16 protein-coding genes and 1 tRNA gene are annotated in these 14706 nt (G+C 66.3%); 7 read left to right on the forward strand and 10 right to left on the reverse strand.

The window, feature by feature from the left end; all coding sequences use genetic code 11:
* Positions 1–31 precede the first annotated feature (31 nt).
* Positions 32–847 (forward strand): class I SAM-dependent methyltransferase, encoded by an 816-nt coding sequence (locus tag J7I92_RS07650; protein WP_214839123.1) that lies wholly within the window; start codon positions 32–34, stop codon positions 845–847.
* 13 nt (positions 848–860) lie between these two features.
* On the opposite strand, the gene J7I92_RS07655 is transcribed toward J7I92_RS07650, so the two are convergent.
* Together J7I92_RS07655 and J7I92_RS07660 are read right to left on the reverse strand one after the other, a co-directional pair.
* Positions 861–1217: a DUF2516 family protein gene (locus J7I92_RS07655; RefSeq protein WP_214839125.1), complete on the reverse strand. Its 357-nt coding sequence runs from the start codon at positions 1215–1217 to the stop codon at positions 861–863.
* 9 nt (positions 1218–1226) lie between these two features.
* Positions 1227–2411: a PLP-dependent aspartate aminotransferase family protein gene (locus tag J7I92_RS07660; RefSeq protein ID WP_214839127.1), complete on the reverse strand. Its 1185-nt coding sequence runs from the start codon at positions 2409–2411 to the stop codon at positions 1227–1229.
* 89 nt (positions 2412–2500) lie between these two features.
* On the opposite strand from J7I92_RS07660, the gene tmk reads away from it, so the two are divergent.
* From tmk to J7I92_RS07675, 3 genes are all read left to right on the forward strand, one after another.
* Positions 2501–3181 carry a dTMP kinase gene (tmk, locus tag J7I92_RS07665; protein ID WP_214839129.1) on the forward strand — a complete coding sequence of 227 codons (681 nt, stop codon included), beginning with the start codon at positions 2501–2503 and terminating at the stop codon, positions 3179–3181.
* Positions 3178–4320 (forward strand): DNA polymerase III subunit delta', encoded by a 1143-nt coding sequence (locus tag J7I92_RS07670; RefSeq protein ID WP_214839131.1) that lies wholly within the window; start codon positions 3178–3180, stop codon positions 4318–4320. The genes tmk and J7I92_RS07670 overlap by 4 nt, the downstream gene beginning before the upstream one ends.
* 76 nt (positions 4321–4396) lie before the next feature.
* Positions 4397–5965: an alpha/beta hydrolase gene (locus J7I92_RS07675; protein WP_214839133.1), complete on the forward strand. Its 1569-nt coding sequence runs from the start codon at positions 4397–4399 to the stop codon at positions 5963–5965.
* 41 nt (positions 5966–6006) lie between these two features.
* Here the strand turns inward: J7I92_RS07675 and J7I92_RS07680 are convergent, their stop codons facing one another.
* Positions 6007–6762 (reverse strand): HAD family hydrolase, encoded by a 756-nt coding sequence (locus J7I92_RS07680; RefSeq protein ID WP_214839141.1) that lies wholly within the window; start codon positions 6760–6762, stop codon positions 6007–6009.
* A gap of 237 nt (positions 6763–6999) precedes the next feature.
* On the opposite strand from J7I92_RS07680, the gene J7I92_RS07685 reads away from it, so the two are divergent.
* Positions 7000–7072 (forward strand) — tRNA-Thr (locus tag J7I92_RS07685).
* Between the two features lie 109 nt (positions 7073–7181).
* On the opposite strand, the gene J7I92_RS07690 is transcribed toward J7I92_RS07685, so the two are convergent.
* Positions 7182–7613, reverse strand: coding sequence for a hypothetical protein (locus J7I92_RS07690; protein WP_214839143.1), 432 nt, complete (start codon positions 7611–7613; stop codon positions 7182–7184).
* A 118-nt stretch (positions 7614–7731) separates the two neighbouring features.
* Between J7I92_RS07690 and J7I92_RS07695 the strand changes: the two genes are divergently transcribed.
* Together J7I92_RS07695 and J7I92_RS07700 are read left to right on the forward strand one after the other, a co-directional pair.
* On the forward strand, positions 7732–8853 hold the full coding sequence (locus J7I92_RS07695) for a hypothetical protein (RefSeq protein ID WP_214839145.1): 1122 nt from the start codon (positions 7732–7734) through the stop codon (positions 8851–8853).
* A gap of 39 nt (positions 8854–8892) precedes the next feature.
* Positions 8893–9129, forward strand: a complete 237-nt coding sequence (locus tag J7I92_RS07700; RefSeq protein ID WP_214839147.1) for a hypothetical protein — start codon at positions 8893–8895, stop codon at positions 9127–9129.
* A gap of 83 nt (positions 9130–9212) precedes the next feature.
* Here J7I92_RS07700 and J7I92_RS07705 read toward each other — a convergent pair whose 3' ends face one another.
* The 6 genes from J7I92_RS07705 to J7I92_RS07730 all read right to left on the reverse strand — a co-directional run bounded on the left by J7I92_RS07705 (position 9213) and on the right by J7I92_RS07730 (position 14606).
* A complete protein-coding gene (locus J7I92_RS07705; RefSeq protein WP_214839149.1) occupies positions 9213–10058 on the reverse strand; it encodes an aldo/keto reductase in 846 nt (281 codons plus the stop codon).
* A 113-nt stretch (positions 10059–10171) separates the two neighbouring features.
* Complete coding sequence (locus J7I92_RS07710; protein ID WP_214839151.1) at positions 10172–10624, reverse strand: hypothetical protein; 453 nt, start codon at positions 10622–10624, stop codon at positions 10172–10174.
* An 8-nt stretch (positions 10625–10632) separates the two neighbouring features.
* Positions 10633–11259: a bacterial proteasome activator family protein gene (locus tag J7I92_RS07715; protein WP_214839153.1), complete on the reverse strand. Its 627-nt coding sequence runs from the start codon at positions 11257–11259 to the stop codon at positions 10633–10635.
* A 171-nt stretch (positions 11260–11430) separates the two neighbouring features.
* Entirely contained in the window at positions 11431–11622 is a 192-nt protein-coding gene (locus J7I92_RS07720) for a YbdD/YjiX family protein (RefSeq protein WP_214839155.1), read from the reverse strand.
* Positions 11623–11634: 12 nt separating this feature from the next.
* A complete protein-coding gene (locus J7I92_RS07725) occupies positions 11635–13935 on the reverse strand; it encodes a carbon starvation CstA family protein (RefSeq protein ID WP_214839157.1) in 2301 nt (766 codons plus the stop codon).
* A gap of 134 nt (positions 13936–14069) precedes the next feature.
* A complete protein-coding gene (locus tag J7I92_RS07730) occupies positions 14070–14606 on the reverse strand; it encodes a PadR family transcriptional regulator (protein WP_214839160.1) in 537 nt (178 codons plus the stop codon).
* Between the last annotated feature and the right edge of the window lie 100 nt (positions 14607–14706).

Consider the following 14706-nt stretch of genomic DNA (forward strand, 5'->3'; position numbering starts at 1 on the left):
CGGCTCAAGGGCGGACCGTTAGGCTTATCCGGTGGTGCAGAAAGCTGAACGGGTGGCAGGCAAAAGCGGCAAGCCGGTGGGCAACGTTACGCGCGGCACCACCAACCCCAACCGGATGCGGCGCATGGACCGGTGGCTGACGGGGACACAGGCGTGGCGGCTGCGCCTGGCAGCCGACCCGCTGGTCATTGATCTGGGCTACGGCGCCTCCCCTGCGACCGCCGTCGAACTGTTCGACCGGTTGTCCGCAGTCCGCGCCGATGTCCGCGTGGCCGGAATAGAAATTGAACCGGACCGGGTCCGGGCAGCCAAGGCCTTGGAGCGGGCCGGGCTGAGCTTCCATGTGGGCGGATTCGAGCTTCCCGTTCCCGGCCGGCCGGTCATTGTCCGGGCGTTCAACGTGCTGCGGCAGTACGAGGAAGCGGACGTCGAAGCCATCTGGGCCCTCGTCCGGGCCCGGCTCGCTCCGGACGGGCTCTTCATCGACGGCACCTGCGACGAGATCGGACGGCGGGTGACGTGGGTGGCGCTCGACGCCGGCGGGCCGCTCAGCCTGAGCCTCTCCATGCGTTTCGGCGGCTTCGCACTGCCCTCGGAGATTGCCGAACGGCTGCCGAAGGCCCTGATCCACCGGAACGTTCCCGGGGAGAGAATCCACGGCTTCCTGCAGGCGCTGGACAAGGCGTGGTTGGACGCAGCGCCGCTGGCAACGTTCGGGAACAGGCAACGGTGGACGGCAATGTGCCGGTCAATGCTCGACGCCGGCTGGCCCGTTCAGGACGGGCCCTCCCGGTGGCGGCTGGGCGAGCTAACGGTCCGCTGGGATGCTGTTGCGCCCTCGGCTTAGCGGACGCTCCCGGTCACCAGGGGCCGTAGGGCCCCATGTTGCGGCTGCCGCCGCGGCCGGCGTCCTTCACGGCGGGCCGGACGTCGGCGAGGTACACGGATGCCGCTGTGACCGCAGCGAGGCCGAACAGGCCGAGCGGACCGAGCAGTCCGCCGCCGCCCCCGCCAAAGACTGACAGCGCACCAACGGCCAGCGCCCCGCCGGTCAACGCCAGCCAGAACGTCTTGGTCCGTTTGGACACGGCTTCAAAGGCGTTCGCTTTGTGGCGCAGGCAATCAAAGAATGCCCACACCTCGATGCCGAAGGCGACGAGCGCAAGGATGAAGTAGACCGCGGTCTCGACGTATAAAATCAGCAGTTTTCCGTCCACGTTCCCAGCCTAGCCGTCCAGCGCGTCCAGTGCCTGCTTCAAATCGGCCCAGAGGTCATCGACGTTTTCGATCCCGACACTCAGCCGGACCAGGTTGTCCGGAACACTGACCGGCTCGGCCGCGTGGCGGCGTCGTCGTTCAATCAGCGACTCAACCCCGCCCAAAGACGTGGCAGGAAGCCACAACTGCAGCGCGCGGACCAGCTTGTCCGCGGCGTCAGCGCCGCTGAGTCCGCCGGCCGGGGCGAGCTGGATGTTCAGCACGGAGCCGAAGCTCTTCATCTGCGACTTGGCACGTTCGTGGCCAGGGTCCGTTGGTAGCCCCGGGAACCGGATGCTCTCGATGCGGGAGTCGCTGCTGAGCCGTTCCGCGAGGACGGCTGCCGATGCCTGGGAGCGCTCGATGCGCAGGGCGAGCGTGCGGAGTCCGCGGAGGGCGAGCCAGGCTTCGAAAGGACCAGCGATGCCGCCGTGGATGATGCGGTGGTGCAGCAGGGTGGCGCGGATTTTTTCGTCGGACGTCACGAGGGCACCCAGGACGACGTCGGAGTGCCCGGAGAGGTATTTGGTGACGGAGTGCAGAACGACGTCGGACCCCAGGCTCAGCGGCTGCTGGACCAGCGGGGTGGAGAAGGTGTTGTCCGTGACGACAATCGCGCCCGCCTCGTGGGCGGCGGCGGTCAGGGCGCGGATGTCCGCTATCCCCAGCATCGGATTGGTGGGGCTTTCCAGCCACAGCATGCTTGCCGCCTTGCCGTCGGCCGGAGCCAGCAGTTCCTTCACGGCGTCGGTATCTGCGATGTCCACGGTCCGGAGTTCGAACATCCCCTTCTCGGCGAGTTCGGTGGCCATCACCAGGGAACCGGCGTAGCTGTGCGAGGGCATCACCAGCACTCCCCCGGCCGGAATGAGCGACAGCGCGGAACTGACGGCGGCGAGGCCGGACGCGTACAGGAGGCCGGGAAGGGAGGCGCCTTCCAGCTGCCCCAGGGCCTCCTCGAACGGGTCCCAGGTGGGGTTGGAGTACCGGCCGTAGCCGCGGTCGCCGTCGGCGAGGGGCCCTGTTCCGAAGTAGGTGGAGGACAGGACGATGGGCTGGTTCACCGGCTCATCGCGTTCCCGCGGCGGACGGCCGGCGGCGACAACCACCGTTTCAGCCGACAGCTGGGCGGCTTGCTGTTCGGAAAGACTCATGGTCAAAGCGTACGTTGCAGGCCCGCAGTGCATGAAAGCCGTGACGCCCGGGCGCCTAAGCCGTCGGTGATTGTCGGTAGGCTGGTCTTGTGACTACCCAGAACCCCGGACTGTTCATCGCCTTTGAAGGCGGCGACGGCGCAGGCAAGTCCACGCAGGCCGCAACACTGGCCGCGGCCCTTGATTCGCGCGGGTTTAAGGTGCTGCGCACCCGGGAGCCGGGTGGCACTCCGATCGGCGAAAAGCTGCGGTCCCTGGTGCTCGACCACGGCCACGGCCACATTGACGCGCGCACGGAAGCCCTTATCTTTGCCGCGTCCCGCGCGGCGCACGCTGAGCAGGTCATCCTGCCCGCTTTGGAGCGCGGCGAGATCGTCCTGACGGACCGCTACATCGATTCCTCGGTGGCGTACCAGGGCGCAGGACGGGAACTCGGAACAGCCGCCGTGCGCCAGCTGAATGAATGGGCCACGTCCGGCCTGCGACCGGACCTGACCGTGCTGCTCGACGTCGATCCCGCCGTCGGGCGCCTCCGCCGCACTGCCGGTGACGCCGCCGAAGACCGGATGGAATCCGAAGCGGACGAGTTCCACGCGAAGATCCGCACCGCTTTCCTGGACCTGGCAGCGGACCGGCCGGAGCTCTACCTGGTGCTGCCGGCCCATCTGCCGGTCGCGGAACTGGCCGGCCTTATCCTGGCACGGGTGGACGCGCTGATCCTTTCCCGGCAGGTTGCCAGGCAAGCTTCCCGGGAAGGCGCGGCCACGTGACCGTCTGGGACGACCTGCAGGGCCAGCCCGCCGTCGTCGCCCAGCTCCGCCAGGCCGCCCAGGGCGACGGCCTGACCCATGCCTGGCTCTTCACCGGCCCGCCGGGTTCGGGCCGCTCCAACGCTGCGAAGGCCTTCGCCGCCGCGCTCAACTGCGACCAGGAAGACGTCACCAGGCGCGGCTGCGGCGAGTGTCCCGCCTGCCGGACCATCTTGGGGGAAACGCATTCGGACGTGGTGTTCGTCCGCACCGAAAAAGTCACCATCACCATTGATGAAGCCCGGGACCTGGTGGCAACCGCGGGAAACCGGCCGTCGTCCGGACGGTGGCGGATCATCGTGGTGGAGGACGCGGACCGCATGGCGGAGCGGACCACGAACGTGCTGCTGAAGGCCATCGAGGAGCCCACTCCCCGCACAGTGTGGATGCTGTGTGCGCCTTCTCCGGCGGACGTGCTGGTTACCATCCGGTCCCGCTGCCGTCCGGTGGCCCTGCGGCTGCCGCCCGCTGCCGACGTCGCGGCGCTGCTGGTAAGGCGCGACGGCGTGGATCCGGCCCTTGCCGAGCGCGCGGCCCGCGCAGCACAAAGCCACGTCGGGATTGCGCGACGACTCGCCCGCGATGCTGACGCCCGCGAGCGCCGCCTGGAGACCGTTCGCTTTCCGCTGGGCCTGCGGGGCATCACTGCGGCCGTCCTGATGGCTGAAAAGCTGGTTAAGATCGCCACTGAGGAAGCCAACAGCTCCAACGAAGTGCGCGACGCCGAAGAGAAGGCAGCGCTGCTGGCCACACTCGGTGCCCCCGAAAGCGGTACCTTGCCGCCTGCCATGCGGAGCCAGGTCAAGCAGCTCGAAGATGACCAGAAGCGGCGCGCGAAGCGTTCCATCACGGACTCCCTTGACCGGACCCTCACGGACCTGCTGTCGTTCTACCGGGACGTCCTGATCATCCAGATGGGGAACGCCGTGGAACTGGTAAACGTTGAACTCAGGAATGAGCTGACGGAATTTGCCGCCCGATCCGGTCCGGACGCCACACTCGCACGGATGGATGCGATCAACAAAGCCCGTCAGCGAATTACCACCACCAACGTGGCACCGCTCCTGGCCGTCGAATCCATGGCCGCGAGCCTGATCTAGTGCAGTCCCCTACAGCCCGTCCCGCCGCCGTATGTTAACCGCCCGAGCCCGCGCCAAGTCCCCCAAGGAGCCCTGCATGAAGCCTGCCCGACGTCTGCCCCTACGGTCCGGAGCGGCCGCGGTCAAGGCAGCTGCTGGCTCCATGGCCGTGTTGCTCGCGCTGACTGGCTGCACCCTGTCCGGGTCCTCCAACGGCGGATCGAACGGCGCAAGCACCGGCAAGGCGGATCCGTCGATCGCCGAGGCGGCTCCGGAAGAGCTGCGGGGCTTCTATTCCCAGGAAGTTTCCTGGACCGCCTGCGAGGACAAGCTGCAGTGCGCCAAAATCAAGGTGCCCCTCGATTACAGCAAGCCCGACGGCGACAGCATCGAGATCGCGGCCCTCAAGATGCCGGCGACGGGCGACAAGACCGGCAGCCTCCTGGTCAACCCAGGCGGACCGGGCGGTTCCGGCTACGACTTCGTCAAGGACGCCGGGGCGACGAACATTTCCAGCGAAGTCCGGGCCCGCTACGACCTGGTGGGCTTCGACCCCCGCGGCGTCAAGCGGTCTTCCCCCGTCACGTGCCTTACCGACCAGGAACGGGACGAATCCCGGGGGAAGAGCTACGACCTGAGCACGGACGCAGGACTAGCAGCCGCCGTCGCCGACAACAAGGCAACGGCCGCCAAATGCGCCGAAAAAACCGGTCCTGTGCTGGGTCACGTGGACACGGTCAGCGCGGCCAAGGACCTGGACATCCTTCGCGCCGTGGTCAATGACGCCAAGTTGAACTACCTGGGGTACTCCTACGGGACGTTCCTCGGCTCCACCTACGCCTCGCTGTTCCCGGACAACGTGGGCCGGATGGTGCTCGACGGTGCACTGGACCCCTCCCTCAGCAATGAGGAGCTCACCATGGGCCAGGCCCGTGCATTTGAGAAGGCCATCCGTGCCTATGTGGAGAAGTGCCTCGGTGACGGTGGCTGCCCGCTGAGCGGAACCGTGGACAGCGGTGTCCAGCAGATCCGCGACGTGGTGGCAGCAGTGGACGCCAACCCCCAGCGCGCCCAGGACGGCAGGCTGGTGACCGGCTCGGCCTTCGTCAGCGGTCTCATTCTCCCCCTGTACAACGACGACAACTGGCCCCTGCTGACCCAGGCACTGGACGCCGCGCTCAAGGGCGACCCCTCACCGATGCTCCGGCTGTCCGACTTCGGCGCCGACCGGGACCCGAGCGGCAAGTACACCTCCAACAGCGCCTTCGCCTTCAACGCCGTCAACTGCCTGGACTACCCGATGGTGTCGGACCCCGCCGCGATGCGGGCCGAAGAGCAGCGGCTGCGCCAGGAATCACCCACCCTCGGCTACTTCTTCGCCTACGGCGGCACCAACTGCCAGGACTGGCCCTACAAGAGCCTCCGCACCCCGGCGCCCGTGGAGTACTCCGGTTCCGCGCCCATCGTGGTGGTGGGCACCACCGGCGATCCCGCGACCCCCGTCGAGTGGGCAGGCGCCCTCCGCAAGCAGCTGGGCAACGCCTCCCTGGTGACCTGGAAGGGTGAGGGCCACACCGCCTACGGCCGCTCCAACAGCTGCGTCACCAAGGCCGTCGACGACTACTTCCTGACCGGAGAGGCACCCGCGGACAACACGCAGTGCTAGGCAGCAGTGCTGAATCGGCCGGCGGCCGTCTGACCGGCAGGCTATTCGGACCGGGGCTCGAGCAATACCGGAAGGTCCCGGATGGACTGCACGACGGCGGTGGCGCCGGCCGCGCGAAGCGCCGGCTCCCCGTGCGCCCCGGTGAGGACTCCGGCCACCGTACTGGCCCCGGCCCGCAGGCCGGACTGGATGTCCGCGCAGGAGTCCCCCACGACGGCGACTTTACGGACATCGTCAAGGTCCAGCGCGAGGACGGCCGTCAGGATCATGTCCGGATAGGGCCTGCCGCGTCCAGCGTCGGCCGGGCACAGGCTCAGGTCCGCCAAACCCATCCAGCCAAGGCTCTCCAGCACCATGTTCTGGGTGTGGCGTCCAAAGCCCGTGGCAAGGCACACCATGACTCCGGCGTCCCGCAGCCAGCCGATGGCGTCTTCGGCGCCGGGAACAGCCTGGATGACGCCGTCTGCTATCAGTTCATCGCAGCTTCGCTCGAAGAAGGTGTTGGCTGCGGCGGCGCGGGCGCGGCCCTCGAACAAGTGGCTGAAGACCGCGAGTTTTGATGTTCCCGCCGTTTCCTTGGCGTAGCGGAGCATGCGTTCGAACCGGGGCGAGCCTTCCTCTATTCCCTGGTCTGCCAAGGTGCGCGTCATGGCGTGCTCCAGCAGGCCGCCGTCGAACACTGTTGTTCCCACCATCGCCAGGACGGCCAGCCGGACGTCATGGGCGGAACCCGGGCGGGTGCCATGCAGTGTGGTTGCCGTTGCCCGTGCGGATGCGTCTGCTGTGTCCGGAGTCATAGCCAAGCCCCTTCGCTGACAAGTGGCCGCCGACGCGGCCGTGGATGATCGTTCCACAGTGGAAGCTCTCCGGGACCGCTTGCTGAACCCGCCCCGGCCGCGGGGTGAACATCCGGACAACGTCCGACACATCAATCCTGGCGGTGCCCGGCCCGCTCATTTTGACCCGGGCAAAGGTCTCTATTACAGTTGTCTCTTGCATGATCCGCCCGGTTCTTCCGGGAAATGTCATGCGGTGCTTCCTTAGCTCAGTCGGTAGAGCGTTTCACTCGTAATGAAAAGGTCATCAGTTCGATTCTGATAGGAAGCTCGGGAAGAACCCCGTGTTGTCGCCGGTTCCGGTGGTGACGCGGGGTTTTTTACTGGTTAAGCGGAAGGCCGCCTCCGGCGATGGCCCGTTCCGCCGAAGCGGGGCGGCATCAAGGCCGGTCAGCGGACCATCTCCGGCTTGCGCGGAAAAGGACTCCGCCGATAAGCCCTGCCAACGCAGCCGGAATGGCGAACAACCCGAAGATCTGCGGGATCAGCGTTGGCGGGGTTGTGATCATCGTGGACAAGCCCACCAAGGCGACAGGCGCCGCAACGCAGATGGTTACCCACAGCGGATAACGCCGGATCTGGGACCAGACGGCCGCCGCAATTGACGCCGCCGAGCCCAGCAGCATGCACAGCCGGCCGATGCGCAATCGTTCCACAAAGTCCGGCACAGGCTCATAGACGAAGAACAGTGTCCGTTCCAAAGCAACAACGGTCAGGATGATGGATACGCCGACCAGCCCTGCCCAAGGCAGCGACCTCCCCCTCCACCACCGGCGCACAACGTAGCGTTCGTCACTCGGTGAGTTCGTCACTCTGCCGATCTTAGCCGCTGGCCGCCGGAAGGGACCGGGCTTGCTCCTAAGGCTGCTGACACCATCCGGAAGGAACGGACACCGGCACGGGGGCGGCAACGGACCATAAGATGCTCGCATGGACGAGCAACAACTCGCGGGCATCGCCGCCGCTCTCTACACGCAGCCGCTTGAAGGATTCGTGGCCGCCCGGACAGCAGCAGCCAAGGCTGCGGCGGAGGACAGCGGGCGTGCCCTGGCTGACGCTGTGCGTGCCCTCCCCAAGCCCTCTGCGGCGGCCTGGGCAGTTAACATGCTGGCCGTGCATCGTCCGGACTCGCTCGGTGAGCTGGCGGATCTGGGAGCGGCGATGCGCAGCGCCCAGGACGACCTCGACGCCGGTGCCCTCCGCACGCTTTCCCAGGAGCGGCGGCAGCTGCTCAACCAGGTTATGGAAGCTGCCCGTGACGTGACGGAACAGCAGGGCCGCAAGCTAAGCAGCGCAGTGGCCACCGAGGTGGAGCAGACGTTGCGGGCCGTAACCGTGGATGAGGGTGCGGCCGCCGCTGTGCGGAGCGGCCGCCTGCTCCGGGTGCTCTCGGCCGATGGCGTGGACCGCGTGGACGTCGGGGACGCTGTGGCGGTCCCCTCGGTGCTGACCCTCCCGGCGGGTCCGGAACCGGAGGTCCGGCAGGCGCCGTCGGGCCCTCCGCCTTCCAAGGGCGGCACCGCCAAAGGCGGGACGGGGAAAGCCGGGACCGTGAAAGACGGAACTGCCAAGCGTAAGACTGCCGGCGGCATTGTGTCAGGCGGAACGCCGAAAGCAGGAGCAGCGAAGGCGGGTCCAGGCCGCAGGCCGGCCGTCGTGGAAAACGATACTGCGCCGGCGGCTGCCTCCGCTGAAAAACCCCGCCTGAAGGCCGTCAGGACTGAGCGGGCGGCGCCGTCGCCGTCGGTTCTCGAGCGGGCCGCTGCACGCCTTGCCGAAGCCGAGGCAGCCTCACAGGCAGCGGCAGAGGAAGCCCGCGAGCGGATCGAGGAATTTGAAGAAGCAGCGTCCACCCTGACCCGGCTGGGGGAAGAAGCCCGCAGCCTGCGCGAACGCCTCAAGAAGGTCGATGAGGAATTCGAGCAGGCCAGGAAACGACGTGAATCCGCTGCCGCGCAGATGCAGCTGGCCAGCAGGGCCGCGGAAAAAGTCCAGCGGGCCGAAATGCTGGCCAGGGAGAGAGTGCTCCGGCTTCGCAACACGCCGGACTGAGTGGCCTTTACTGTCAGAGGCCGGTTGCACACTTGATTCATGGATACGAACCTCAGCAACAGCCAAGCAACCACGCGGGGATCCCTCGGCGGCTCCGACACTGCGAACCAGGAATTCCATGTCACCTACTTTGATTCCGACTGCGGCCTGATTCGCACGGAAACGTTCGACACCCTGCCGGAGGCCGAACGATTTGCCAGCCGGAATGTTTCCGACGAGCAGGGCTGGGCCGTCATCGACGCCGTGCCCGCTGAGGCAAGCCAGCTGGCCGCCTAGGAAAAGCAGGAGGCCCCGCACTGCATGAGTGCGGAGCCTCCCCGCCGTAACGGTTCCCGGAGCTAAGGCACGGGGGCCTGCGGCTAGGCGAAGTCGGAGACAGCCGGGTCAGGGCCGATCCGTCCGGTACCCTCCACAGTGCGGTCCAGGCCGTTGATGGCCTCGATGTCTGCGGCATCCAACGTGACATCCAAGGCGGCGTAGTTTTCGCGGATCCGGGAATCTGTGACGGACTTCGGGATCACCACGTTGCCCAGGGCGAGGTGCCAGGCAATGACCACCTGTGCCTGCGTGGCGTTGTGCTTGGCCGCGATCCCGGCAATGGCAGGGTGCTCCAGGAGCTCGCCGCCCTGGCCCAGTGGCGACCATGCCTGGGTGAGGATGCCCTTGGACGCGTTGAATTCGCGCAGGTCCGCCTGATTGAAGAACGGGTGCAGCTCCACCTGGTTGATGGCAGGAACAACGCCGGTCTCATCGATGATCCGCTGCAGTCCCTCAGGAGTGAAGTTGGAGACACCGATGGACTTTACCCGGCCGCGCTTCTGCAGCTCGATCAGCGCCTTCCAGGTGTCCACGTACTTGTCCTGCTGCGGCTGCTGCCAGTGGATCAGGTACAGGTCCAGGGTTTCAAGGCCCAGGCGCTCCATAGAAGCCTCGAAGGCAGCAAGGGTGGACTCGTAGCCTTGGTCGGCGTTCCACAGCTTGGTGGTGATGAAGATGTCTTCCGGCTTCAGGGCCGAGCGCTCGATGGCCCGGCCCACGCCAGCTTCGTTGCCGTAGATCTTGGCGGTGTCGATGTGGCGGAAGCCTGCCTCAAAGGCCTGGACCACAACCTTTTCCGCGACGTCGTCCTCAACCTGCCACACTCCGTAGCCCAGCTGGGGAATGGTGTTGCCGTCATTGAAAGTCAGTTCAGGAGAAAGAGTCATTCGTTCATCCTGCCAAGGACGGCAGTGCCCGGCCAGCAAAACGGGCCCGCTAAGCTAGCCGCGTAACCGGGAATACCCGCCCCGCGCGGCTCTGACTAAGTGTTCCAGCCCGGTCAGGAATTGCCGGGCTCGGCAAGCCGCCGTTCGGCATCGGCAATCTGTTCGAACACCGACTCCGCGCGGCGGCGGACGGATGCTGCGCCGACGGGGATGGGACCTACCGCGAGCCGCAGCATGGCGGCTGCCTCCGCCGTGGTGGCCAGCGAGTTGCCGGCTTTGGAGAGTGAGCGATGGACGCCGGCCAGCGCTCCGGGTATGTCCAGGCCGTCGCTGGGCGACCGCCGCTGCGCTTCCACGCAGATGTTCCGGACCCTCTCGGAGAGGGCCGCAAGGTCGTTCGCAATCTCCACAAGTTCGGCGTACAGCTGATCATCCTCGACGCCTTCCAGGACCTGATGGTAGCGGTCAAGGCCGCGGTGGAAGCGGTCGTGGGCCCGCCGCCACAGCCCCCTGCCCAGCTCAGCGTCGTCTTTCCGCCCTTGACGGGCGGCTGCAAAGAATGCCACGAACTGCCTTAAAGGTACTGGCCGGGACCGTGGTCCGGATCATCCGGTGTTCCGGCTTTCTGGGAATCGGCGCGGGCCTGCGGCACCTTGGCACGCTGCGGCTCGCCATTCTCACCTATCACTACGCCCGGTGCGATCATCGTCCCGGGCGGCAGCTGCCGTAACTGCATTTGCGCCGCGGCATGCTCACGCGCGGCATGCTGTGCAGCGATGGCCGTCTGGATGCCATGGAACAGGCCTTCGAGCCAGCCAACCAACTGCGCCTGCGCAATACGCAGTTCCGGCTCTGACGGCGTGGTGTCTTCCGGAAAGGGAAGGCTGATCCGGTCCAGCTCTTCAACGAGTTCCGGGGCAAGCCCCTCCTCGAGTTCCTTGATGGACCGTTCGTGGATTGCGGCCAGACGCCCCCGGGCAGCCTCATCCAGCGGGGCCGATTTCACTTCATCCAGCAATTGCTTGATCATGGTGCCGATCCGCATCACCTTGGCAGGCTCGTCCACCAGGTCTTGGAGGCTGCTCCTCCTCGACCGGCCGTTCCCAGGATTGGACGCCGGGCCCGGAACTGCTTCGGCGTCGAGTGCTGTGCCCTCAACAGGGGCGTCCTCTTCAGGTTGAGTGTCGTTCGGATCGCTCATGGCTTCATACTCTCACGAGCCGCCAGCGGCGGCGCCAGTCAATGAACCAAGTTGACCTGATCGGAACAGCCAGGGTCATGAAACGGCGGAAGGGCGCCGTCGGGCCTTTTTTGTCCGACGGCGCCCTCCGTTGGCGGCGCTGCTGCGGCAGCACGGCTCAGCAGGAGCCGCTCAGCAGCAGCGGCCCTGCGGGTTGCTGTCCTGGCGGTCGGTGCGGTCCCGCCAGAACTCGCGCTCGGTCATCGGTTTCTCCGCATGCCCTGAGGCGGCGTGGTGCTCCAGGTATTTTGCATAGGCGTCCGCCCCCAGCACTCCGCCGAAGTACCGGGCAAAGCCACGGAAGCCTTCCAGTATCGCGTTCATCGCTGGCCCCGATCAGTGGTGCGCGGACTTTTCGAGCCGCAGATCAGGAGGAAGTTTGTTCCACTCGGCCATGATCTCCCGCTCGGCCGGGGTGGGAATCAATCCCGCCGGCGCGTAGCTCCGGGACGGCACGGCCGGGTCCTCGTGGTCGGTGTGGGCGGCACCGGCTGCGTCGTTGCGGAACGCCCTCACTGTGGCAACGAACGCGGTGATGATGACGATGATGCTCAGCACCACAAAGATCACGGACAGCCACCCCTGGATCATGGTGTTTCGGACCACTGCCTCCATGGCCGCGACGCTCTTGGCCGTCCCGAATTCCGTCTTGCCGTCTGCCAAGGCCCTGGAGAAGGCGGCGTTGTTGGCGAAGTAACCCACTGCCGGGACGGGCGAGAAGATCTTGTGGAAGCTGGCGGTGATGGTCACCACTGCCGCGAAAGCGAGCGGAAGAGCCACAATCCAGAGGTACTTGATCGTGCCCCGTTTGGCCGCGATGGCCAGGCAGACCGACAGGGCGATCGCAGCAAGCAGCTGGTTGGCGATGCCGAACAGCGGGAACAGGGTGTTGATGCCGCCCAGCGGGTCGGTAACGCCCATCAGCAGCACCGCGCCCCAGGCTCCGACCATGACGGCGGTGCAGAGCCAGGCTCCCGGCCGCCATGAATGCTCCTTGAACTTGGGCACGAAGTTGCCGATGGAGTCCTGCAGCATGAACCGGGCCACGCGGGTGCCGGCATCAACGGCTGTCAGGATGAATAGCGCCTCGAACATGATGGCGAAGTGGTACCAGAACGCCATCATGGCCGTGCCGCCGATGAACTGCTGCATGATGTGGGCCAGGCCCACGGCCAGCGTAGGCGCACCGCCGGTACGGGACACAATGCTTTCCTCGCCGACAATCCTCGCTGTCTCTGCCAGAAGGTCCGGGGTCAGGTTCACCCCGGCAAGGCCCAGGCTGTTGACCCAGGTCGCGGCAGTCTGCACGGTGCCGCCGGTCAGGGCAGCGGGTGAGTTCATGGCGAAGTACAGCCCCCGGTCGATGGAGATGGCCGCCACCAGCGCCATGATGGCCACGAAGGATTCCATCAGCATGCCGCCGTAGCCGATCAGGCGGGCCTGGCGTTCCTTCTCGATCAGCTTCGGGGTGGTTCCGGAGGAGATCAGCGCGTGGAAGCCGGACAGCGCCCCGCACGCAATGGTGACAAACAGGAACGGGAAGAGGGCTCCGGGGAACACCGGCCCGTTCTCCCGGCTGGCGAACTCGCTGAACGCGGGAACGGTGATTTCGGGGCGGACCACAATGATGGCCAGCGCCAGCATCACGATCACGCCGATCTTCATGAACGTGGAGAGGTAGTCACGCGGCGCCAGCAGCAGCCAGACCGGAAGGATGGCGGCGATGAAGCCGTAACCGATGAGGCCCCAGGCGATGGTGACCTTGTCCAGGTGGAAGACCGCGGCGCCCCACTCGGTGTCCGCCACGATCCCGCCGCCGATGATGGCCGCCATGAGCAGGACAAAGCCGATCAGCGACACTTCCATCACCTTGCCGGGCCTCAGGAAGCGCAGGTACACGCCCATGAAGAGCGCGATGGGGATGGTCATGCCCACGGAGAAGACGCCCCAGGGGCTTTCGCCCAGGGCGTTCACGACGACGAGGGCCAGGATGGCCACGATGATCACCATGATCAGCAGGGTCGCGATGAGGGCGGCCGTGCCGCCGATGACGCCGAGTTCCTCGCGGGCCATCTGGCCCAGTGACCGGCCGCCGCGGCGCATGGAGAAGAACAGGACAAGGTAGTCCTGCACGGCGCCGGCAAGAACGACGCCGACGATGATCCAGATAGTGCCGGGCAGGTAACCCATCTGGGCCGCAATGACCGGGCCCACCAGCGGGCCGGCGCCGGCGATGGCGGCAAAGTGGTGGCCGAAGAGGACGTTCCGGTCAGTGCGGACGTAGTCCTTGCCGTCCGCCTTGTACTCGGCAGGAGTGGCGCGCCGGTCGTTCGGCCGGGTGATGTAGCGCTCGATTATCTTAGAGTAGAAGCGGTAGCCGATCAGGTAGGTGCACACCGAAGCGAAGACGAACCAGACCGCGTTGACCGTTTCACCGCGGATGATGGCCACCATGAACCACGCGACGCCGCCAAGCAGCGCAACCGCGGCCCAGACGGCGATCTTCGCGGGAGTCCATTTGCGTTCCTCGGCTTCCAGGACCGCCTCGTCAACCGCCGTCGGCGGCAGGTTCGGATCCGGCCTCAGCGCGTCCTCCGTCAGTGATGTCCGCGCCTTGCCGTCTGGCATTTTGCCCATGTCTCCTCCTCGAGAACCCCAACTGAACAGTGATCTGCCCATGGCACCATACCAATGCCGCGCACCCAGGGATATAGGTTTCCGAGCGGGCTGCCGCACGCCTCGCCGAACGGTTGGAGGGCAGCGCCGAACGGCTAGGAAGTGCCGTTGTTGTGCTGTGCCATCCGGGCTTCGCAGAGGTCCAGCCACCGGACCTCGGCTTCGGTCTGGAAAATCAGCGAATCAAGAACCAGCAGCCATGCAGTGTCCGCCTTGCGGTGGTTGGCGGATGCATCGCGGCGGGACTTCGTGTAGTCCTGCAGCGCCTTCACGGACTCGCCCCGCTGGGCCTGGATGACGGCGCCCACATCCACTCCGGGTATGGTCACGGCAAGGGCCAGCTTGATGGCGAGTTCGTTGCGGGGAGGATTGCCGCGGCCCACCGGCGCCTCGAACCAGCCGGCGACTTCGGTGCGGCCGCCGTCGGTGATGCTGTAAATAACGTGACCTTCGCCGTCTCCGCCGTCGTTCCTCACGAGCCCGTCCCGCTCCAGGCGGTCAAGGGTGGTGTAAACCTGCCCGATGTTCAGCGGCCAGGCCGAGCCGGTGCGGTCTTCGAACTCCACCCTCAACTGGTACCCGTAGCGCGGTTTGTCCTGAAGCAGGGCGAGGAGACTATGACGAATGGACATACTGCCCCCTGATGTCGCAAAGACGACGGCATACACGCGCCCCCAAGACGCGTGCATACCGCGTATGGAATTACAGTAGCGTGGTTTCCCTGCCGGGGCA

The sequence above is a fragment of the Arthrobacter sp. ISL-72 genome (assembly GCF_018613755.1).
In the GTDB taxonomy this organism is placed as follows: Bacteria; Actinomycetota; Actinomycetes; order Actinomycetales; family Micrococcaceae; genus Arthrobacter.

Bases quoted from the DNA above. Each gene is read 5' to 3' on its own strand.
- J7I92_RS07660 (WP_214839127.1), bottom strand. From the start codon at position 2,411: ATGAGTCTTTCCGAACAGCAAGCCGCCCAGCTGTCGGCTGAAACGGTG.
- J7I92_RS07675 (WP_214839133.1), top strand. From the start codon at position 4,397: ATGAAGCCTGCCCGACGTCTGCCCCTACGGTCCGGAGCGGCCGCGGTC.
- J7I92_RS07680 (WP_214839141.1), bottom strand. From the start codon at position 6,762: ATGACTCCGGACACAGCAGACGCATCCGCACGGGCAACGGCAACCACA.
- J7I92_RS07695 (WP_214839145.1), top strand. From the start codon at position 7,732: ATGGACGAGCAACAACTCGCGGGCATCGCCGCCGCTCTCTACACGCAG.
- J7I92_RS07700 (WP_214839147.1), top strand. From the start codon at position 8,893: ATGGATACGAACCTCAGCAACAGCCAAGCAACCACGCGGGGATCCCTC.
- J7I92_RS07705 (WP_214839149.1), bottom strand. From the start codon at position 10,058: ATGACTCTTTCTCCTGAACTGACTTTCAATGACGGCAACACCATTCCC.
- J7I92_RS07715 (WP_214839153.1), bottom strand. From the start codon at position 11,259: ATGAGCGATCCGAACGACACTCAACCTGAAGAGGACGCCCCTGTTGAG.
- J7I92_RS07720 (WP_214839155.1), bottom strand. From the start codon at position 11,622: ATGAACGCGATACTGGAAGGCTTCCGTGGCTTTGCCCGGTACTTCGGC.
- J7I92_RS07725 (WP_214839157.1), bottom strand. From the start codon at position 13,935: ATGGGCAAAATGCCAGACGGCAAGGCGCGGACATCACTGACGGAGGAC.
- J7I92_RS07730 (WP_214839160.1), bottom strand. From the start codon at position 14,606: ATGTCCATTCGTCATAGTCTCCTCGCCCTGCTTCAGGACAAACCGCGC.